Here is a 22,280-nt window from a genome sequence, read left to right as displayed (position 1 = left end):
GAGCGCGACGAACCATGACACCAACGAGACGACTGCTCGGGGTCGCAGCGGCTGCGGCGATGTGCGTCGGCATCCTCACGCCATCGGTGGCGCTCGCCGCGGCGCCCGCTGACGCGCTGCTCGCCGACTTCACCTTCGAGACCGGCACGACGAGCTTCGACGGCGGCGGTGCGATCGCCACGACGCGCGGCACCGCGGCACTCGTCGACGGCCAGAGCGGCAAGGCGGCCAAGGTGGGCAGCGGCTTCTGGCTCGACGTCGCCAAGCGCGACGGCACCCCGCTGCTGGCCGGGCTCGACGACGTGACCATCTCGTACGACAGCAGGCCGGATGCCGCGGCGAACGCGGGATGGTCGGTGTTCGCCGCCCGCAGCACCGCGACCCAGACCTACCAGAACGAGCACTACGTCGGCGTGCTCGACAAGACCACGGGCATCACGGTCGAACGCTACGACAACGCGGGAACGCGCGTGACCGCCGGCAACCTCGTCACCACGACCGCGAACACCGCGTGGAAGCACGTGGACCTCGTGATCTCGGGGGCCACCGCCCGACTGTTCGTGAACCAGAAGCTCGTCGCGACGAACACGACCGGCAAGAACCTCTCGACGATCGTCGGCGCCGCCGGAGGCGTGCTCCAGCTCGGCAAGGCGAACTGGGCCAGCGGCGAGTACTTCTCTGGACTGCTCGACAACGTGCGCATCTACAACCGTGCACTCACCCCGGCCGAGCTGGGCGTGGCGACCGCGCCGAGCGACCCGGCGGCCGCACTCGCGATCCCCGCGCGGATCACCGGCGACCTGCCCTCGAGCGTGCTCGGGCGTGCCGTGACCTGGACGGCCGCGGGCGACGGCGCTTCCCTCGTCGGCGCCGACGGCTCGGTCGACCGTCCGGAATCCGGATCCGTCGAGGTGAGCCTCACGGCGAGCATCGACGGCGTCGCGACCCCGGTCACGGGCACGGCGCAGATCCTCGACGCGGGCGGCGACATCGCCGCGTACGTGAAGAAGGTCACCACCGTCGGCGGGGTGAAGGACGATCCGCTCGCCTACGACGACGACCGCCGGAGCGACGCGCTGTTCGTCTCGGCCCGCCCCGACGGCGCTCCGAGCTGGGAGTCGCTGAACCGCGCCCAGTCGATTCTGTCGGTCGCGTGGGACGGCACGCAGGCCGCCAAGCCGAACGCCCAGATCGGGTCGCCCTCGCTGTTCCGCCTCGCAGACGGAACGCTCGGCGCGGTCGCCTCGCAGAACAACGCCACCGACTCCGTCTACGTGTGGGACGCCGTCGACGGCGCGACCTTCCGCAACCAGCGAGCCGTCAAAGTCTCGGCCGACGGGTCCGTCGTCACCGACCCGCGCATCGTGTTCGACGCCGCGTCGGCCAGGTACACGGCGTACTGGACCGACAGCCTGACCGGCGAGGGGCGGGTGGCGCGGCTCGACGGCCTCACGGGGTCGAGCACCCCGACGCCCGCCACGAAGGCCGACGTGATCGCGTCCGGCGTCGCCGGCGCGGGCCTGCCCGGATTCGCCATGCAGGCGCAGGCGAGCTCGTTCGCGATGTCGAAGGCAGAGTTCGAGACGTTCTACGAGAACTACGTCGACCTGCAGAACACGGGCGTGCGCGCGATCGACGACGTCGCCGTCGCATTCGGCGACGACCTCGACGTCGCAGACCTGCCCGCGAAGGCGACCATGGAGTACACCGACGGATCGACCAAGGATCTCGCGGTCTCTTGGGACGAGGGCGACCTCGCCGCGATCGACACCGGCGTGCCCGGAACGTACGAGGTCTCGGGCACGGTGCAGCAGACCGCCGAGGAGATGGTCAACGACGCCCGCGCCGACCCCGACCTGTTCTTCAACGAGGACGACGGCTACTGGTACCTCACGGGCTCGCACTACTCGATCCCGTCGACGGCGGCGAACGCGCAGCTCATCGACGCCAACGCGTATCGCAAGATCGGCCTCAAGCGCGCCAAGACCATCGCGGGCCTGAAGGACGCGCCCGAGCAGATCGTCATCGACCCCGACGCGGGAACCCCCGGGAAGCAGGCGCAGTACCCGAACACCTTCTACGGGTGGGGCGGGTACATCTGGGCGCAGGAGTTCCACAAGATCAACGGCCGCTGGTGGATCGTCGCCGGCATGAACAAGGGCTACGCGCCGACCGGCGGATGGTGCGACAACACCGTGCTGATCCCGTACACGGGCAGCGACGCCTCGCTGCGTGCCGTCGGACTCGTCGACCAGGCGAACTGGGGCGAGCCGACCGTCCTCGAGGGCGCGGCGTTCGACGTGTCGTACCTCGAACGCGAGGAGGACGGCGCGACGCAGGGCTACTGGGTCATGCCGAGCGCCGCGAAGCTCCTCGTCGGACGGGCGCAGATGGGCCCGACCGGCACCGTGCCGCTGATCGAGGGCGGGCTCAGCCAGATCTACGGCATCAGCCAGCCCTGGGAGTACGGCAAGTCGGCCCCGACGCCGTCGGACACGACCGAAGGAAACGACCAGGGCATCGTCGAGGCGCCGTACATGGTCGAGTACGGCGACTACGTCTACCTCACCTACTCGGGCGGCACGGTCGACAAGTACTACGACCTGGGGCTCCTGAGGGCGGCGAAGGACGCCGACCTGAAGAACGCCGCGAGCTGGACCCAGGTGCCGTTCCCCGTGCTCGACACGAACGACACCGCCTCGGGCCGCATCGGCGGAGCGGGCCAGGGTGGTACCGGTCACAATTCGTTCGCGATCGACGAGGCCGGCAACCTGGTGCTCGCGTACCACGCGCGCCCGTACCCCGAGCAGCATTCCGGTTCGGCAGCGGGCGGTCTCTTCGATCCCGACCGCAACACCTGGTTCAAGGCCGTGAACGTGCGCGCGAACGGCATGCTCGATCTCTCGGTGAGTCGGGACCAGGAGGTCGCGCCGCAGCATCGCACCGTCGCCGTGCGCGTCGTCGTGGGCGAGTCGCCCTCGACGGTGCGCGTCACGACGACCACGCGATGCGCCGTCGGAAAGGCCGCGCTGGTCGTCTCGGTCGAGAACTCCAGCCTGATCAGGCAATCCGTGCGCATCACCACGGCGTTCGGAGAGCGGGTGGTCGAGGTGGCGCCGTCGAAGGCGGTGTCGATCTCCTTCGCCACGCGGGAGAAGTCGTTGCCCGCGGGGTCCGTCGTCGTGGCGGCCACGGCTTCCGTGGCGGCGCCGTCGACCGCGGCGACGGCGAGCGTGGCGGGTGCTTCCGCGGGTGCGCCCGCGGCCGCAGTCGCCCCGATCGAGGTCGCGTACGCGGCCGCGACGTGCAGTTGAGGCGAGCTCGATGAGCGGACGTCGCAGATGCCTTGACGGCATTCGACTGCATGCCTATCCTGTAAATGTTCCCGGGAACATTCCGGGACCGACTGCGACCCCTCGACGGGTCGCCACCGGCAACGGCGCCGACCTCGGTCGTCTCTCGAGCCACCCAAACGAACGTGACAGCCCCCTTGCTGCACGACGATTCGGCTCGGCGGAAGTCGACCGAGAAACTGGAGGAATCATGATCAGCAAAGGTGCTGCAGCGCGTTGCGCGGCGGGGATCGTCGGCGGGCTCATGCTCGCGAGCGTCGGAAGCCTCGCATTCGCGGCCGACCCCGGCGACAGCTCGGGCGTCGACGTGAAGGTCGACATCGCGGCGGTCGAGAACGGCGCGTTGAGCCTCACGGTGGAAGACACCGAGACGACCCTGACCGAGGGCGGCTCGACCGCCGCGTACCGGCAGTTCACCGGCACGCTCCCGACGGTCACCGTCACCGACACCCGCGACGACGTGCCCGCCGGCGTCTTCTGGTACGTCACCGGACAGGCCGGCGACTTCGTCGGCACCGCCGGGCAGCCGAACATCCCGGCGACCCAGCTCGGCTGGTCGCCGGCCGACGTGCTCGACGGCAACGGCGAAGTGGCCGCGGGCAGCGAGGTCGTCCCGGCCTCCGACACCCCGACCCAGCCGGGCAACAACACCGGTCTGGCCAGCGGTGAGGACTTCCTCTACCTGGCGCTGGACTCCGCCGACGCGAAGGCGGCACAGGGCTCGTGGTCGACCACCGCCGACCTCAAGCTGAAGACCGCGGCGAACGTCGCCCCGGGCAGCTACTCGTCGCTGCTTACGCTGTCGCTCTTCGAAGACACCTACTGATCCGCAGCGGCCGGGTCGATGCGACACCATCGACCCGGCCGCGACCCCCTCGCCCCCGGACCGACCGGACCGGGGCCCGTTCCACCCCAGGACTCGCCATGACCCGCTTCCGTCTCTCCTCCGCACTCGCTGCGCTCGTCGCCGTCGCCGGCCTCGCCGCGGGGCTGGCCGGCGCCGCGCCCGCGGTCGCGGAGGAGGGTGCGCCGGTGTCGTGGTCGGTCACGCCGGCCGACGCGACGGGCCCCGACGGCCGCGTCTCGGTCGAGCACCCCATCGATCCCGGAGCCGAGGTGCAGGACCACTTCGCCGTCCGCAACCTCGGCGAGGAGGAGGTCGCGTTCCGCCTCTCGGCGGCCGACGGCTACTACAACGACAACGGGCGCTTCGACATGCTCCCGTCCGACCAGGAGTCGACCGATGCCGGCACCTGGATCGACGTGCCCGAGAGCGTCACCGTTCCGCCCGGCGGCACGGTCGTCGTCCCGTTCACGATCACCGTGCCCGAGAAGGCCGAACCCGGTGATCACGCCGCCGGCATCGCGGCGTCGGTGCTGTCGGTCAAGCAGGGCGACGGCGCGGGCGTCGGCGTCGAGAGCCGCGTCGGATTCCGGGTCATGACCCGGGTCACCGGCGTGCTCGCCCCCGCCTTCTCGGTGACGAAGGTCGTCACCGACTACAACACCTCGTGGAACCCGATCCGCCCGGGGAGCATCGACGTCTCCTTCGACGTGGTCAACGAGGGCAACACCCGGCTCGCGGTGGCCGGCGTGCTCGAGATCGCCGGGCGGAGCATCGCCTTCCCTGGCGAGAACGAGCGCGCGCAGGAGGTCCTGCCCGGCGAGAGCAGGTCGTTCTCGCTCGCGGTCGGTCAGGTCTGGCCGCTGCTGGCCCTGCCGGGCGAGATCGAGCTCGCCCCGACCGTCACCACCGTCGGCGGCGAGCAGACGACCGTCGCACCCTCGTCGATCGGCGTGTTCGTCTGGGCCGTGCCGTGGCCGCAGTTGCTGGTCGTGCTCGGCATCGTGCTCATCGTGATGGCCCTGCTCTGGCGGCGCGGTCGGTCCAAGCGCCGACTCGACGCGCTGCTCGAGGAGGCTCGCGAGGAAGGGCGCCGCGACCTGGCGCTGGAAGGGCGGAAGTGATCGGGGGGTCGCTGCGGCACCTCGAGCTGGGCCCGGTCGTCGGAGGGGGAACGACGATCGACGTGCCCGACGGCGTCGTGATCCGCGTCGACATCCTGCCGCTCGACTGCCTCGAGTACTGCGATCCCGGATCGCTCCCGTCGACGGGAGCGGCCGGCGACCTCATCACCTGGGTCGGCGCCCTGCTCCTCGGTGGAGCGGCGCTGCTCCTCATCTCGGTCTTCACGCGGCATCCGATCGGTCGCGCGCACCGCTGACCGTCCCTGCTCCAACATCCGTCGGGTCCGGCTTCGGGCACGACCACGCTCACAGGAGGTTCTGATGGTTCGAGAAGGTACGCCGCGCACGCGGCGCGCGGGCAGATGGGTCGCGGGTGCGACGAGCGCCCTGCTGGCGGCCGGAAGCCTGGCGATGATCGGCCCGGCGGCCTGGAGTGCGGAGCCGGCATCGACGCTGGCCTCGTACGACTTCTCCGAGGCCTCGGGCACCGTCGCCCACGACCTGTCGGGCGGCGGCCGCGATGCGACCGTCGTGGGCGGCGAGGCCTGGCGCGGCGGATTCATGCGCTTCACGGGGTCGAACCACGTGAAGCTGCCCGACGGCCTGCTGGCCGGACGGTCGGCGGCCACGATCGTGATCGAGACGAGCCCGACGGCGCTGTCGGGCGCCAAGTTCCTCTGGAACATCGGCGGCTCGGGCGAGGGCGCCACCGGGCAGTTCTTCATCCAGCCCGTCGCACCGCGCCTGGCGATCTCGAAGACGAACTGGTCGGGCGAGCAGACGGTGACCTCGGCGACGAAGATCGCCGAGAACCGCTGGCAGTCCGTGGCCGCGACGATCGCGAAGAACGCCGACGGCACGACGTCGACGCTGCGGCTCTTCATCGACGGCGTGCAGGTGGCCGAGAAGGCGAACTCGACCGTCAACCTGAGCGACCTCGCGACCCACACCATGAACTTCATCGGCAAGTCCGCGTACGCGGCCGATTCGCTCTATCAGGGGGATGTCTCGGCGTTCCGGGTGTACTCGGAGGCGCTGTCCGCGGCCGACCTCCTGACGATCGCGGCGACGGATGCCACGGCGGCCGCGGCTGAGACGGCGGCGGCGCTCGACCTGGCGGCCGTGAACCCGCAGGACCTGTCGAAGGTCGAGACCGACCTCGTGCTGCCGACCGCCGGAAGCGTGACGTGGACGTCGTCGCCCGCCGGCATCGTCGCCGCCGACGGCACGGTCACCCAGCCGGCATCCGACACCGAGGTGACGCTGACGGCGACCTCGACCGTGCGAGGCAAGACGGCGACGAAGGCCTTCACCGTGACCGTGCTCCGCGCACCCACCGCCGCCGAGGCGGCGCAGCGCGACCTCGACGCGATCACCCTGCCGTACGCCGACGACGTACGTTCCGACCTCACGCTGCCGACGGCCGGTCCGCGGTTCGGCTCGACGCTCACGTGGAGCTCCTCGGCCCCGGCCGTCGTCGACGTCGTCGGCACCGGCACGGTCGCCCCCGGCGTCGTGACGCGCCCGGCGAGCGGTGACACGCGCGTCGTGCTCACCGTCACGGCGTCGAAGAACGGCGTCACGGCGACCCGTGACATCCCGCTCACCGTGCGCAAGGCGGTCGAACTCGCCAAGACGACCGACTACCTGTTCGCCCACTTCACCGGCACCGAGGGTGCCGCGAGCGACGAGCAGATCTACTTCGCGACCAGCCGCGACGCGCTCACCTTCACCGACACCCGCGCGAGCGGCAATCCGGTGCTGTCCCTCGCGAAGGGCCAGGGCGACGGCGGCGTGCGCGACCCGTTCGTGGTGCGCTCGCCCGAGGGCGACCGGTTCTACCTCATCGCGACCGACCTCAGCATCTACTACCGCGGCGGCTGGGGTTCGGCCAACGCGACCGTCACGGGATCGAAGGACCTCGTGATCTGGGAGTCCACCGATCTCGTCAACTGGAGCGAACCGCGCTTCGCCGACGTGGCGAGCAAGATCCCGAACGTCGGCATGGCGTGGGCGCCCGAGGCAGTCTGGGACGAGGTGACGCAGCAGTACTACGTGTTCTGGGCGACCCGGGCCGACGGCAACACCGAACTCGGCGACAGCGTCGACATGTACCTGTCGACGACGCGCGACTTCCGCACCTTCTCGACGCCCGTCAAGTGGATCGACCGTCAGGGGTCGATCATCGACACGACCGTGATCAAGGTGGGCGACTGGTTCTACCGGGCCTCCGGCGACGGCCAGATCACGATCGAGCGCTCGAAGAAGCTCGACGCCGTCACGACCTCGGCGACGGCGAAGACCACCGGCACCGACCAGGAGTGGGTGCTCGTCGGCACGCTGCAGTCGATCCTGAGCGGCAGCGGCACGTGCGCCGGCGGCCTGAACTACACCGGTGCCTGCCTCGAGGGCCCCGAGTTCTTCGCCTACAACGACGACGACCGGGGCGCCGCGGCGCAGCTCTACGGCCTGCTCGCCGACCAGTACGGCACCGGACGCGGGTACCTGCCCTTCCGCACCACCGACCTCAACTCGACCTCGGCATCGGTGTGGTCGAAGGCGACCAACGTGAACCTCGGCACCCTGAAGAAGCGCCACGGCGGCATCATGCCGATCACCGCGCAGGAGTACCAGCGGGTCATGTTCCACTACGCGGGCGTCGGCACGAACCCCGACCTCTCCGTCGAGGCCACGGCGACGTCGAGGTGCGTCGCCGGCAAGGCGAGCCTCGTCGCGACGGTGAAGAACACCGACAGCAGGACGGCGGATGTCACGGTCGAGACCGCGTTCGGCACCAAGACGTTCGTCGGGGTGCAGGCGGGCAAGACCGTCTCGCAGGCCTTCCCGACGAGGCTCGCCTCGCTCGACACTGGATTCCTGGGCGTCACCGCATCGGCCGCGGGCGCGAGCTTCGCCGGCAGTGCGGCCTACGAGGCACGCGCATGCTGAGGCGGCCGGTGCGCGGGCGGATGCTGGCAGGGCTCCTGGGCGCCGCGGTGATCGGCGGCCTCGTGGTCGCCGGCCCGCCGGCGGCGTGGGGCGCGGAGCCGGCGTCGCTGCTGGCGTCGTACGACTTCTCCGAGACGTCGGGCGCCGTCGTGCACGATCTCTCGGGCGGCGGCCGCGATGCGGCCGTCGTCGGGGCGGCGGCCTGGCGCGGCGGGTCCATGCAGTTCACGGGCTCGAACCACGTGAAGCTGCCCGACGGGCTGCTGGCCGGTCGTTCGGCGGCGACCGTCGTGATCGAGACGAGCCCGACGGCGCTCACGGGCGCGAAGTTCCTCTGGAACATCGGCGGTTCGGGCGACTCCTCGACCGGGCAGTTCTTCATCCAGCCCGTCGCACCGCGCCTGGCGATCTCGAAGACGAACTGGGCGGGCGAGCAGACGGTGACCTCGGCGACGAAGATCGCCGAGAACCGGTGGCAGTCCGTGGCCGCGACGATCGCGAAGAACGCCGACGGCACCACGTCGACCCTGCGGCTCTTCATCGACGGCGTGCAGGTCGCCGAGAAGACGAACTCGACCGTGAGCCTGAGCGACCTGACGACGCACACGCAGAACCTCATCGGCAAGTCCGCGTACAACGGCGACTCGCTCTACCAGGGCGGCGTCTCGTCGTTCCGCGTGTACTCCGAGGCGCTCACCGCGGCCGATGTCGCGGCCGTTGCCGTCACCGACGCCACGGCGGTCGCGAACGAGGTCGCCGCGGGCATCGACCTCGCCGCGGCGAACGCGCAGAGCCTGACCGCGGTCGAGTCCGACCTCGTGCTGCCCACGTCGGGCGGCGTGACGTGGACCTCGTCGCCTGCGGGCGTCGTCGGCCCCGACGGCAAGGTCACGCGCCCGGCATCCGACACCCAGGTCGCGCTCACCGCGACGGCCACGGTTCGCGGCAAGACCGCGACGAAGGCCTTCACCGTCACGGTGCTCGCCGCGCCGACCGCGGCCCAGGCCGCGCAGCGCGCGGCCGACGCGCTGCTGCTGCCGTCGGTGCTCGAGCAGGGCTACGTGCTCCCGACCACCGCGCTCGGGCTTCCGGTCTCGTGGTCGCACGTGTCCGGTGCCGGAACGGTCGTCGGCGGCGCCATCGCCGGCGCTCCGGCGAGCGGCCTCGAGGCGGCGACGCTCGAAGCCGTCGTCGGCACCGGTCCCGACGCCGCGACGGCTCGGATCGACGTGCGCATCGCCGAGGCATCCGCCCATCGCATCGCGGCCTACACGACCTCGAAGAACACGCGCGGCGGCGACGACCCCGAGGTCACGCGCACCGCGCACCTCGCCCTGAGCGCCGACGGCACCGCCTACACGGCGCTGAACTCCGGCACCGGCGTGGTGTTCCCGAGGGTCACCGGCATGACCGAGACGGCCAACGGCGTGAAGCGCTACCTGGCGAGCCCCTACGTGTTCCGGCTGAAGGGCGACGAGGGCTTCGGCCTCATCGCACGCCGCGTCGACGCCGCGGGTGCGGGCGACGCCTCCGGCGCGCTGGTCTTCACCTCGCGCGACCTCGTCGACTGGACCGAGCTCGACCTGCTCGCCCTGCCCGGTCTGGCCTCATCGGGTGCCGTCTCCGCTGAGTGGGATGCCCGACTCGACGCGTACCGCGTCGTGTGGGCCGGCCCGGCGGGATCGACGCTCACCGGCAGCACCGAGGACCTCGCGTCCGTCGCCTACCTCGGCGCCGGGCAGCAGCCCGCCGGCCGCACGGGCGGCATCGCCGTGACCTCCTCGGAGACCGCGTCGATCATCCCGCTCACGGCAGCCGAGGCGCGATCGGCGGAGCAGCGGCTCGGCCGGGTGCACAACACCGGCGTCCAGACGCCCGAGCCAACGACGGTCGAGGCCGGTGGGGAGTTCGACCTGCCCGCGAAGGTCACGGCCGAGTACTCCGACGGCGGCACGCACGAGTTCCGCGTCGACTGGGACACGGCGGGCGTCGACACCACGACGCCGGGCGAGTACCCCGTCACCGGAACCCTCCAGCGCACCGACGCGATCTTCCCGCTCATCGCGAGGCGGGCCGACCCGCACATGCTGCGGTACACGCTGCCGAACGGCGAGAAGACCTGGCTGTTCATCGCCACCGACGACAACGGGCAGGACGAGTTCTTCATCCGGCAGTCCGACACGATCGCCGGCATCGCGACGGCGGCCGACAACAAGATCCTCGGCCTCGGGCTCTCCGGCTCCGGCCAGGTCGGCTCGCAGCTGTGGGCCCCCGAGCTGCACGTCGTCGACGGCGAGCTCTACATCCTGTTCGCCGCCAACCCGAACAACGTCAACGGGTGGAACGGCGTGCAGTCGTACACGATGCACCTGAAGCCGGGCGGCAACCCGCTCGTGCGCACCGACTGGGACGCGCCGCAGCGCGTGGTCGACGCCGGTGGGCAGCCGCTCACGACCTACGGCGCCGGCATCACGCTCGACATGACGCACTTCGAGGACGCCGGCACCGACTACGTCGTGTGGTCCGAACGGGCCATCACCCCGGTGACCGGTCCGGCCGTGCTGAAGATCGCGAAGGTCGCGCCCTCGGCGAGCGGCTCCTGGCAGCTGATCGGCGAGCGGAGGACGATCGCGTTCCCCGACCGCGGCTGGTCGGACAACACGACCGAGGTCGTCGAGGGGCCGTTCGTCATGCAGCGCGACGGCAAGGTCATGATCACCTTCTCGGGCTCGGGCGTCGACTGGACCTACGCGGTCGGCCTCGCCACGGCGGAGTCGGGCGACGACCTGCTCGACGCGGCATCCTGGAACGTGCGCAACTCGCCGATCTGGACCTACGAGGGTGCGAACACGAACAACTGGGGCCCGGGGCACAACTCGTACACGTACGACGACGACGGCAACCTGCTCAACGTGTTCCACGCCAAGACGACGCAGAACGGCACCCGCGACGCGGGCGTGCGCATGGTCTACTTCCGCCAGGACGGCAGCCCGATCCTCGACATGACCGACACGGAATGGCTCGCCACCGGCAACCGCACCGTCAGCACGACGGTCGTCGTCGAGGCGCCCGAGCAGCCGACCTTCTCGGTCACCGCGCAGACCCGGTGCGTCGCGGGCAAGGCGACCCTGGTCGCGACGCTCGCCAACACGGGCCCAGGCCAGGTCGACGTGCTCGTCGAGTCGGCGTTCGGCCAGAAGCAGCTCGCCCTCGCGAGCGGCAAGGGCGCGTCGGCCACGTTCGGCACGCGCACGGCGGAGCTCGGCGCCGGACAGCTCACGGCGAAGGTGACGTCGGCGGGCGGGGTCGCGAAGACCTTCACCGCCGCGTACCCCGCACGGAACTGCTGATCTCGGATCGGTGCGCCCACGCGAGCGTTCGCGTGGGCGCGCCGACCGGATCGGCACTGGATCGGAGGCCCTGAACGAATAGGCTGTCCCCGTCGGCCGCTCGTCGAGCGGCCGAGGGTCGGCGGTTCTGCATCGGGGGACGTGAGCGACGACGATTCCGTGAGACAGGAGACCGGTGGTGAGTGACGTCGAGAGCGGGGACCGCCCCGAGAAGCTCGGCATCCGCGAGGTCGCCGTGCTCGCCGGCGTCTCGCACATGACCGTCTCCCGCGTGCTCAACGGGCACCCGAACATCCGTCCGGCCACGCGCCAGCGCGTGATGGACGTCATCGAGCAGCTCGACTTCAAGCCGAACAGCGCGGCTCGGGCGCTCGCGACGCAGCGCACGCAGCGCATCGGGGTCATCGTCGACAGCTCGGTCGAGTTCGGGCCGACGAGCACGCTCCGCGGCCTCGAGTTCGCGGCGCGCTCCGGCGGGTACTCGGTCACCTCGGTCGCGATGCAGGACGACGCGAGCCTCACCCCCGAGGCGGCGGTCGGCCACCTCATCGCCGAGGGCGTCGACGCCCTCTGCGTCGTCGCGCCGCGCTCGTCGTCGGTGTCGGCGCTGCGCCGCATCTCGATCGACGTCCCGGTGCTCGTGGTCAAGGCCGCGAAGGACCCGAACTTCCTCACCGTGAGCGTCGACCAGCAGCTCGGCACGACGCTCGCCGTCGACCACCTGGTCGCGCTCGGGCACCGCGACATCCTGCACCTCGCGGGTCCCCTCGACTGGCTCGATGCCCGCGGCCGCGAGCGAGCCTTCCACGCGCGCATCGAGCAGTGGGGCCTCAAGGTGCGCCCGATCGTGGTCGGCGACTGGACCGCCGACTTCGGCTACGACTACGCGGTCGGCCTCAAGGGCGTGCCCGAGTACACCGCGATGTTCGTCGCGAACGACGAGATGGCGTTCGGCGTCGTGCACGGCTTCCACGACCGCGGCATCCGGGTGCCCGAAGACGTCAGCATCATCGGCTTCGACGACCTGCCGCTGTCGCGCCACTTCATCCCGCCGCTCACCACCGTGACGCAGGACTTCTACGCACTCGGCGTGAAGGCCATGGAGGTGCTGCGGGCGGCGCTCGAGGGCCGTGAGATCCCGCAGCGCTCGAAGATCCCCAGCGAACTCGTCGTGCGCGCCTCGACCGCCCCGCCGAGGTCGTCATGACCGCGAAGGATGCCGCGGCCCGGCCGAACGTCGAGGTTCGGCCGGTCGTCGAGATGACGGGCATCACCGTCGACATCGACGGCACGACCGTGCTGCACGGGGTCGACCTCCGGTTGTTCCCCGGCGAGATCCATGCCCTCATGGGCGGCAACGGCGCCGGCAAGTCGTCGTTGGTCAAGGCGTTGAGCGGCGCGTACCGCATCGGCGGCGGCTCGGTGCGCATCAGCGGCGAGCCCGTGGTGCTGTCCGGCCCGGCCGAGGCGGAGTCCGTCGGCGTGGCCGCGGCGTTCCAGGACGTCGATCTCTGCGGCAACCTCTCGATCGCCGAGAACGTGATGATCGGCCACGAGGAGCGCCGTTGGTACGGCATCTCGTGGCCCGCGACGCGCCGTCGCGCCGTGACCGTGCTCGACGAGCTGGGCCTCGGCGACCTCGATCCGAAGCAGGCCGTGGCCACGCTTCCGCCGGCGATCCAGCAGCTCGTCGCGATCGCGCGGGCGATGGTGACCCATCCCAAGGTGCTCGTGCTCGACGAGCCGACCTCGAGCCTCGACGCCGACGAGGTCGCGACCTTGTTCCGGGCGCTGCGGCGGCTGCGCGACCAGGGCGTGGCCATCCTCTTCGTCTCGCACTTCCTCGAGCAGGTGTACGCGATCAGCGATCGCATCACGGTGCTCCGCGACGGGTACGGGCAGGGCGAGTACCCCACCCGCGAGCTCGACCGAGCGGTGCTCATCTCGAAGATGATCGGCAAGGACCTCACCGAGCTGCGTCGCATCGGCTCCGACCGGCGTGCGCACCGGGCGGACCCCACGGGCACGCCGTTGTTCCGCGCGGTCGGCGTCGGCAAGCGGGGCGAGTTCGACTCGACCGACTTCGAGGTGCACCGTGGCGAGGTCGTCGGACTCGGCGGGCTGCGCGGCTCGGGCCGCAGCGAGCTCGGCCAGCTGCTCGCTGGCGTCGAGCGCGCCGACTCGGGCACGTTCCAGATCGACGGCCGGCCGGTCGGGCTGCCGAACCCGGCGGCCGCGCTCCGGCGTCGCGTCGCGTACGCGTCAGAAGACCGGCGCGACGGCGGCATCATCGAGGAGCTCAGCGTGCGCGAGAACATCGTGCTCGCGCTGCAGGCGATCCGCGGCTGGGCCAGGCCCATCTCGCACGCCGAGCGCGACGCCCTCGTCGACCGGTTCGTCGAGTCGTTCGGCATCGTCGCGCCCGGACTCGACGCGCCCGCGAAGCAGCTCTCGGGCGGCAACCAGCAGAAGGTGCTCCTCGCCAGGTGGCTCGCGACCCGCCCTCTGCTGCTCGTGCTCGACGAGCCGACGCGGGGCATCGACATCGCCGCGAAGGTCGAGATCCAGGCGCGTGTCGCCGAGATGGCGCGCGACGGCATGGCGGTCGTGTTCATCTCCTCCGAGCTCGACGAGGTCGTGCGGTTGAGCGACCGCATCGCGATCCTCAAGGACCGCCGCAAGATCGGCGAGGTCAGCAACGGCCCCGGGCTCAGCGTCGACACGATCATCGAGATGATCGCCGCCGACGAAGAGGACGACGCCTGACCCTGCGGCGTCCCTCGGGCGATCTCCCTCGAGATGCCGGTTCTCGTCGTCGCCGCCGGCCGTGACCCGACGAGTGCGGTGATCCCGAGTGCGACGATCACCACGCTTCGGGGTGTTCGGGGTCGGCGCGCGCACGTCGAGGCGGGCCCGAGATGAGCTGCGGATGCCGTCGGCGGGCGCCGAGTCGGGGTGCCGCCGTCGGCCCGGGGGGAGCGGGTGGCTGAGACATCCGCGTGATCGGGGCAGGCACCATGCGGCCAGGCGCGTGCGGGGGAACGAACGCGCGCTGCGACCCTCCGCTCGACCGCCTGGACCCGCGCACTCGAGGACCGCCCGAACGGGGCTATCGCGGTGGGTTTCCAGAATGTTATGTTTCCGGGAACAAAGTGCTTGTGTTCCACTCTTTGTTCCCGGTAACATCCTGAATGTGGACGCGCCAAGCGTCTCCGCAATCACAGGAATCCGCACAGCGGAAAACACCGGCGCCGTGGTGCCGGGTCTCAAGGAGGAGATCACATGTCAGTTCAGAGGCGATTCACGAAGTTCCTCGGCCTGGCGGCCGTCGGCGCGCTCACCGTCGGCCTCGCCGCGTGCTCGAGCAGCGGCGGCAGCGGCGACAACGCCGACGCGGGCGACCTCACGACCGTCGGCTTCGTCGCGGTCGGCCCCGAGGGCGCATGGCGCGAGGCGAACGAGAAGAACATCCAGGAGACGTTCACCGAGGACGCCGGCTTCGAGCTGAAGTACGCGCCCGCCACGAACCTCGACCAGAAGTCGCAGATCGACGCGTTCACGTCGTTCGTCGACGAGGGCGTCGACGTCATCCTGCTGTCGGCCACCGAGGCATCCGGCTGGGAGGACTCGCTCGCCCGTGCGCAGGAGGCTGAGATCCCCGTGATCCTGCTCGACCGCGGCATCGACCCCGACGACCCCAGCCTCTACATCACCCGCATCGCGCCCGACAACGTCGAGGTCGCGAGCGCGGTCGGCGACTGGGCCGTCGAGCAGTTCCCCGATGGCGGCAACTACATCACGCTCGAGGGCCCGGCCGGCGTCGGCGTCGTGAACGAGCGCAACGAGGGCTGGGACTCCGCCGTCGACGGCTCCGACCTCGTCGAGGTCGCCGCGCAGACCGCCAACTGGTCGGCCGAAGAGGGCAAGTCGGTCACCGAGACGCTCCTGAAGGCGAACAACAACAACATCCAGCTGATCTTCGCGCAGAACGACGAGATGGGTCTCGGCGCTGCGCAGGCCGTCGAAGAGGCCGGTCTCACGCCGGGCGTCGACGTCAAGATCGCCACGATCGACGGCACGCTCGCCGCGATGGAGGCCCTCGCCGACGGTCAGCTCAGCTTCGTGCACGAGTACAACCCGCTGTTCGGCGAGACCGCCCTCGACGTCGTGAACAAGACGCTCGCCGGCGAGTCGGTCGAGTCGTACATCATCGTTCCGAGCGAGGCGTTCGACTCGGCCGAGGCAGCACAGGCCGTGCTCGCCGACCGCCAGTACTGATCGGCCGACCACGCCGTTGATCGCGGCGTGAGACGCACCCGGTGCGGGGTCTGCTCCTCGAGCGACCCCGCACCGCTCCATTGAACGGCCGCCCACCCGCGGCCGAGGCACAGGATGCGAATGCCATGAGTGAAGCACTGCCAATCGTGGAGATGCGCGACATCTCCATCGAGTTCCCAGGCGTCAAAGCCCTCGACGGGGTGGACTTCCGCCTCTTCCAGGGCGAAGTCCACGCGCTGATGGGCGAGAACGGCGCCGGCAAGTCGACGCTGATCAAGGCCCTCACCGGGGTCTACAAGATCGACGGCGGCTCGATCGTCGTCGCGGGCCAGGAGCGTCAGTTCCACGGCACCCGCGATGCGCAGAGCGCCGGCGTCTCCACCGTGTACCAGGAGGTCAACCTGGTCACGAACCTCTCGATCGGCGAGAACGTCATGCTCGGCCACGAGATCCGCGGGGCCTTCGGCGTGAACTGGCGTGCGACGCACGCCGCCGCCACCGAGGCGCTCGCCCGACTCGGGCTCGAGCACCTCGACACCCACAAGCCGCTCTCGACGCTGTCGATCGCCATGCAGCAACTCGTCGCGATCAGCCGCGCCATGGCGATCAAGGCGAAGGTGCTCATCCTCGACGAGCCGACCTCGAGCCTCGACGCGGCCGAGGTCGAGGGCCTGTTCCGCGTGATGCGCTCGCTCCGCGACCAGGGCGTCGCCATCCTCTTCGTCTCGCACTTCCTCGACCAGATCTACGCGATCAGCGACCGCCTGACGATCCTGCGCAACGGCCGGTACGAGGGCGAGTACCTCACCCGCGACCTCGATCGCCACGCGCTCATCTCGAAGATGATCGGCAAGGACCTCGGGGCGCTCTCGTCGCTCGGCGGCAACCGCCGCGTCGACGACCGCGACTACGCCGCCGAGGAGCCGCTGCTCACGGCGAAGGGCCTCGGCCGTCGCGGCTCGATCGAGCCCACCGACCTCGACGTCCATCGCGGGGAGGTGGTCGGCTTCGCCGGCCTCCTCGGCTCCGGCCGCACCGAGCTCGCCCGCCTGCTCTACGGCGCAGATCGCGCCGACGAGGGCGAGGTCACGCTGCACGGCAAGCGAGTCGACATCAAGAGCCCCGCCGACGGCCTCGTCAAGCGCATCGCGTTCTCGACCGAGAACCGGCGCGACGAGGGCATCATCGCCGACCTCACCGTGCGCGAGAACATGATCCTCGCGGTGCAGGCCGAGCGCGGCTGGGCCAGGCCCATCCCGCGCAAGGAGCAGGACGAGCTCGTCGAGAAGTACATCACCGCCCTGAACGTGCGGCCGTCCGACCCGAACCGGCTCATCAAGAACCTCTCCGGCGGCAACCAGCAGAAGGTGCTGCTCGGCCGCTGGCTCGCGACGAATCCCGAGCTGCTGATCCTCGACGAGCCCACCCGCGGCATCGACGTCGGCGCGAAGGCCGAGATCCAGGAGGCCGTCGCCGAGCTCGCCGAGAGCGGCGTCTCGGTCGTCTTCATCTCGTCCGAGCTCGAGGAGGTCGTACGCCTCAGCGAGCGCATCGTCGTGTTGAAGGACCACCAGAAGATCGGCGAGATCGTCAACGGGCCCGAGATCACGGCCCAGCACGTCGTCGACGTCATCGCCGCGCACGGTGTCGAGGCGGCCGCCGAGAGTGGCATCATCGATGCCGAGGGCCAGCACGACATCGCGGCATCGCACCCGAGCGAGTCGTCGCCGGCGGACGCGCATGCGTACGCCGCGACGGAGGAGGAATCATGAGCAACGCTGCTCGAACGAACTGGCTGCGCGAGCTCATCCGCAAGCCGTTCTTCTGGGGAGTGATCGCGATCTTCGCGCTCCTCGCCCTCAACGTCCTGAAGGACCCGAACTACCTCGCGATCACGGTCAACCCGGTCAACGGGAACCTGGTCGGCAACGTCATCGACATCCTCCGGGCGTCCGCGCCGATCCTGATGATCGCGGTCGGCATGTCGCTCGTGATCGCCACCGGCGGCATCGACCTCTCGGTCGGTTCGGTCATGGCGGTCTCCGGCGCGGTCGCGATGGTGTTCATGAAAGATGCCGGGCAGTCGGGCTCGGTCGGCGTCGCGCTCGGCGCCATCGGGCTCGCCCTCCTCGTGAGCGCGCTCCTCGGCGCCATCAACGGCGTGCTGGTCGCCTACATCGGACTGCAGCCCTTCATCAGCACGCTGATCATGATGCTCGCGGGCCGCGGCATCGCGAAGGTCATCACCGAGGGCCAGAACACCTCGGCCACGAACGATCCGTTCCGGTGGATCGCGAACGGGTTCGTCATCGGCCTGCCGGTGGTGTTCCTCCTCGCGATCGCGATCGTGATCGTCGTCGGCCTCGTGGTGCGCCGCAGCGCGCTCGGGCTCATGATCGAGGCGATCGGCATCAACCCGAAGGCGAGCCGCATGGCCGGCATCAAGCCGAGCGGGCTGCTGCTCACGGTCTACATCCTGAGCGCCGTGCTCGCGGGCGTCGCCGGCATCATGTCGGTCGGCACCGTGATGACGGTCGACGTCTCGCGCACCGGCTACCAGATGGAGCTCGACGCGATCCTCGCGGTCGTCATCGGCGGCACGTCGCTCGCCGGCGGCAAGTTCTCGATCGGCGGCGCCGTCGTCGGCGCACTGCTCATCGCGACGCTCGACAAGACCATCGTGTTCCTCGGCATCTCGTCGTCGGCCACCCCGGCGTTCAAGGCGATCGTGATCGTCGTGCTCTGCCTGCTGCAGTCCGACCGGGTGCGCAGCTGGTTCGTCCAACGACGCAAGCCGCCGCAGCTGCGGCCCGAGTCGCTCCCCGCCAAGCCGAAGCAGGAGGTTGCAGCATGACCATCGTGCAGAACCCCCAGATCGACGCCCCCGACCAGGAGTCCACGGCCTCGAAGCTCGTGACCCGGGTGAAGCGGGTCGTCGCCTCCAACCCGTCGGTGCTGCCGACCGTCGCCGCCATCGTCATCTTCATCGGCATGGTGATCTACGGCGAGCTCGCCTACGGCCGCATCGTGCAGTACAACACGCTGTCGAACCTGCTCATCAACAACGCCCACCTGATCATCCTCGCGGTGGCGATGACCTTCGTGATCCTCACGGGCGGCATCGACCTGTCGGTCGGCTCGGTCATCGCGCTCTCGAGCGTCGCCGGCGTCATGCTCGCGAACGCCGGGTGGAACCCCTGGATCGTGATCCTGCTGATGGTGCTCATCGGCACGCTGTTCGGGCTCGCGAGCGGCATCCTGATCCAGTACTTCAACGTGCAGCCGTTCATCGCGACGCTCGCGATGATGTTCCTCGGCCGGGGTCTCGCGTCACTGCTCAGCACGCAGCCCGAGCGCCTCGCCGAGGAATCGCCGATCCGATGGTTGGGCGAGCAGTTCAAGATCATCGACGGTCCGAAGGTCAACGACGTCGTCATCACGCCCGGCGTGATCATCGCGCTGCTCGTCGTGTTCGGTGCCTTCTTCGTGCTGCACCGCACCCGCACGGGCCGCACGGTCTACGCGATCGGCGGCTCCGAGAGCTCGTCGGCGCTCATGGGACTCGCAGTGCCGCGCACCAAGGTGCTCGTGTACGTCATCAGCGGCACGCTCTCGGGCATCGCCGCCGTGGTCTACACGTCGCGCCTCGGCATCGCCCAGAACATCACGGGCATCGGCTGGGAGCTCGACGCGATCGCCGCGACCGTGATCGGCGGCACGCTGCTGACCGGCGGGTACGGCTACGTGCTCGGATCGGTGGTCGGCGCCCTCGTGCTCGGCCTCATGAACGTGCTCATCACGCGCGACGGCGGCATCCCGCCCGAGATGACGACGATCATCACCGGCGGCATCCTGCTGATCTTCGTGCTGCTCCAGCGCGCGGTCACCTCGAAGCGGCATACGTAGCGAGATGCGAACGGCAAAGGGCGGATGTCTCGTGGCATCCGCCCTTCGCCATGCCCGGGCGGTCGGCGGGCGGGCGCACCGGGCAGCGTGGTCGAACCGCTGGCGGGCCGACGCGGCATCCATCGCGGGTAGAATCGACGGTCCGCCGCACGAGGAGTACCGCCATCACCAACAGCACTTCCACCACGCCCATCGCTGAGGAGCAGGCGGCGCTCGACCACATCCGCGAGGTCGTCGCCGGGCTCGTCGAGCAGGAGTCCGCCTACCTCCAGTCGATGCTCGGTCGCCCGAGCGATGAGCTGAACCTCACCGAGCGCGATGCGCTCGTCGCGCACCACGCGCAGCGGCTGCAGGGGCTCCGCACGGCGTCGTACGGCCTGTTGCTGGGCGGCGTCGAGACCGATGAAGGCGAGCGGTACCGCATCGGCCGCATCGGCCTGAGCGACCCCGACGACGGCGAGCGGCTGCTCATCGACTGGCGTGCGCCGGTCGCCCGCCCGTTCTACACGGCGACGCCGCTGCACCGCGACGGCGTGAGGGCGCGTCGGCGCATCTCGTCGACCGACCGCACGGTCACGGCGGTCTACGACGAACCACTGCTCGTCGACGTCGACGACCCGAACGACCTCGCCGGCGTCGCGAGCGGCGATGCCGCGCTCATGGCGGCCCTCGACAAGCCGCGCACGCAGCACATGGGCGACATCGTCGGCACCATCCAGCGCGAGCAGGACGCGATCATCCGCGGCCCGCTCGCCGGCACCCTCGTGGTGCAGGGCGGGCCCGGCACCGGCAAGACGGCCGTGGCCCTGCAGCGCGCCGCGTTCCTGCTCTACGAGCACCGCAACCGTCTGGCGAAGTCGGTCGTGCTCATCGTCGGTCCGAACCGTCGGTTCCTCGAGTACATCTCGCAGGTGCTGCCCTCACTCGGCGAGGACTCGGCGGTGCTCGTCACCCCGAGCACGCTGCTGCCCGGCGTGAGCGCGACCGCGACCGAGCCCGCGCTCGCCGCCGAGTTCAAGGGCCGACTCGAGATCGTCGACGCGCTCAAGCAGGCCGTGCGCGGATTCCAGGTGCCCAACGACGGCTCCCGGGTGCTGCGCCCTGCGGGCCTGAAGGAGATGACGCTCGACGGGCGCCTGCTCCACCGCGTGCGCACGCGCGGCCGCTCCGGCGGCACGCCGCACAACGCCGCCCGCCCGAAGTTCGAGACGGCGCTCCTGACCGAGATCCTGCGCCTCGAAGACGCCGAGCACGGCGCCTCGGCGATGGAGGACTGGGAGCGGCGGGCCGACTGGGCCGAAGACCCGGCGGTGCAGGAGCTCTTCGACGAGCTCTGGCCCCTGCTCGACCCCGTCGAGGTGGTGCGCGACCTGTTCAGCGAGCCCGACCGTCTCGACGCCGTGCTGCCGTCGCTCGACCCGGCGCTGCGCGCGGCGCTGCTGCGCTCCCGCGACCACGGCCTGACGCCCGCCGACATCCCGCTCGTCGACGAGCTCGCCGAGCTGCTCGGCGACGACCCCCGCCCCGCCGCGGCCGCGGCCACGCGCGCCCGCGCCGACCGGGCCGTCGACCTCGCCTACGCGCAGAACGTGCTCGACATGGTGGCCGACGCCGATGCCGACGAGGACCACCTCGCCGCGCCCGTCTCGATCGTGACCGCCGCGACGCTCGCCGACCGGCAGGCCGCCGGCGACGGACGCACCCCCGCCGAGCGCGCCATGGCCGACCGCGAGTGGGTCTACGGGCACATCATCGTCGACGAGGCGCAGGAGACGAGCCCGATGCTGCTGCGCGCGCTCATCCGCCGCTGCCCGTCGCGCTCGATGACGCTCGTCGGCGATGCGAACCAGTACACGGCGACCGACTCCGCGTTCACGTGGGCCGGCCTGCTTGACCCGCAGGTGCCGCGGTGGAGCCGCACCGACCTCACGGTCAACTACCGCACGCCCGGCCGCATCATGCGGCTCGCGACGGGCGTGCTGCGCCGCATCGACCCCGGCGTGCACGAGCCGACCTCGGCCCGCGACGGCGAGCACGAGCCGCGCGTCCTGCGCGTGCCCGCGTCCGAGCTGGGAGCCGCCGCCGCACGAGCGGCCGTCGAGGCCCTGGCCGAGAGCGAGGGCACCGTCGGCGTGATCGGCCCGCTCGCCATGCTCGGTGCGCTGCAGGAGGTTCGCGCTGCCGAAGCAGGCAAGGCGTCTCCATCGGCGGCCGACCGGCTCTGGGTCGGCACCCCCGACGATGCGAAGGGCCTCGAGTTCGACGCCGTGGTCGTCGCCGTTCCGCCCATGCCCGAGCCGCACGCCATCTCGTCGGCCACGTGGAAGCGGCTCTACGTCGCCCTCACCCGGCCGACGCAGCGGCTCACGGTCGTGCAGGCCGGAGACGTCATCGGCTGACGCCGAGCGGAGTCGCTCGGCGCCCGGCCGTGCAGGCCGGACCGCCGATCCAGACCGTGACGGCGGGCGCCGGGAAC

At 70.6% G+C, this 22,280-nt stretch carries 13 protein-coding genes; all 13 read left to right on the top strand.

The annotated features are described in order from the left end of the window. Positions 1–14: 14 nt before the first annotated feature. The gene (locus GQR16_RS14880; protein WP_157415939.1) at positions 15–3,314 is read left to right on the top strand and encodes a LamG-like jellyroll fold domain-containing protein; all 3,300 of its coding nucleotides are present in this window, start codon (positions 15–17) and stop codon (positions 3,312–3,314) included. Between the two features lie 229 nt (positions 3,315–3,543). Next, positions 3,544–4,179, top strand: coding sequence for a hypothetical protein (locus GQR16_RS14875; RefSeq protein ID WP_157415938.1), 636 nt, complete (start codon positions 3,544–3,546; stop codon positions 4,177–4,179). A gap of 98 nt (positions 4,180–4,277) precedes the next feature. Further along, on the top strand, positions 4,278–5,321 hold the full coding sequence (locus GQR16_RS14870; RefSeq protein ID WP_157415937.1) for a WxL protein peptidoglycan domain-containing protein: 1,044 nt from the start codon (positions 4,278–4,280) through the stop codon (positions 5,319–5,321). Continuing rightward, a complete protein-coding gene (locus GQR16_RS19620) occupies positions 5,318–5,578 on the top strand; it encodes an LPXTG cell wall anchor domain-containing protein (protein ID WP_170298517.1) in 261 nt (86 codons plus the stop codon). Before GQR16_RS14870 ends, GQR16_RS19620 begins: the two co-directional genes overlap by 4 nt. 64 nt (positions 5,579–5,642) lie before the next feature. Beyond that, entirely contained in the window at positions 5,643–8,270 is a 2,628-nt protein-coding gene (locus tag GQR16_RS14860; RefSeq protein ID WP_157415935.1) for an immunoglobulin-like domain-containing protein, read from the top strand. After that, positions 8,264–11,620, top strand: coding sequence for a family 43 glycosylhydrolase (locus GQR16_RS14855; RefSeq protein ID WP_157415934.1), 3,357 nt, complete (start codon positions 8,264–8,266; stop codon positions 11,618–11,620). The genes GQR16_RS14860 and GQR16_RS14855 overlap by 7 nt, the downstream gene beginning before the upstream one ends. Positions 11,621–11,798: 178 nt before the next feature. After that, complete coding sequence (locus tag GQR16_RS14850; protein WP_157415933.1) at positions 11,799–12,827, top strand: LacI family DNA-binding transcriptional regulator; 1,029 nt, start codon at positions 11,799–11,801, stop codon at positions 12,825–12,827. Then, entirely contained in the window at positions 12,824–14,386 is a 1,563-nt protein-coding gene (locus GQR16_RS14845; protein ID WP_157415932.1) for a sugar ABC transporter ATP-binding protein, read from the top strand. The genes GQR16_RS14850 and GQR16_RS14845 overlap by 4 nt, the downstream gene beginning before the upstream one ends. A gap of 516 nt (positions 14,387–14,902) precedes the next feature. Then, positions 14,903–15,898, top strand: coding sequence for an ABC transporter substrate-binding protein (locus GQR16_RS14840; RefSeq protein WP_157415931.1), 996 nt, complete (start codon positions 14,903–14,905; stop codon positions 15,896–15,898). A gap of 125 nt (positions 15,899–16,023) precedes the next feature. After that, entirely contained in the window at positions 16,024–17,670 is a 1,647-nt protein-coding gene (locus GQR16_RS14835) for a sugar ABC transporter ATP-binding protein (protein ID WP_157415930.1), read from the top strand. Beyond that, positions 17,667–18,752 carry an ABC transporter permease gene (locus GQR16_RS14830; protein WP_157415929.1) on the top strand — a complete coding sequence of 362 codons (1,086 nt, stop codon included), beginning with the start codon at positions 17,667–17,669 and terminating at the stop codon, positions 18,750–18,752. The genes GQR16_RS14835 and GQR16_RS14830 overlap by 4 nt, the downstream gene beginning before the upstream one ends. After that, positions 18,749–19,804, top strand: a complete 1,056-nt coding sequence (locus GQR16_RS14825) for an ABC transporter permease (RefSeq protein WP_157415928.1) — start codon at positions 18,749–18,751, stop codon at positions 19,802–19,804. The genes GQR16_RS14830 and GQR16_RS14825 overlap by 4 nt, the downstream gene beginning before the upstream one ends. Positions 19,805–19,854: 50 nt before the next feature. Beyond that, positions 19,855–22,203 (top strand): HelD family protein, encoded by a 2,349-nt coding sequence (locus tag GQR16_RS14820; RefSeq protein ID WP_157415927.1) that lies wholly within the window; start codon positions 19,855–19,857, stop codon positions 22,201–22,203. The last annotated feature ends 77 nt before the right edge of the window (positions 22,204–22,280 follow it).

The organism is Agromyces allii, assembly GCF_009749385.1.
In the GTDB taxonomy this organism is placed as follows: domain Bacteria; phylum Actinomycetota; class Actinomycetes; order Actinomycetales; family Microbacteriaceae; genus Agromyces; species Agromyces allii.
Note: the sequence above shows the minus strand (reverse complement) of the source record. Positions and strands in the feature narration are given on the sequence as shown.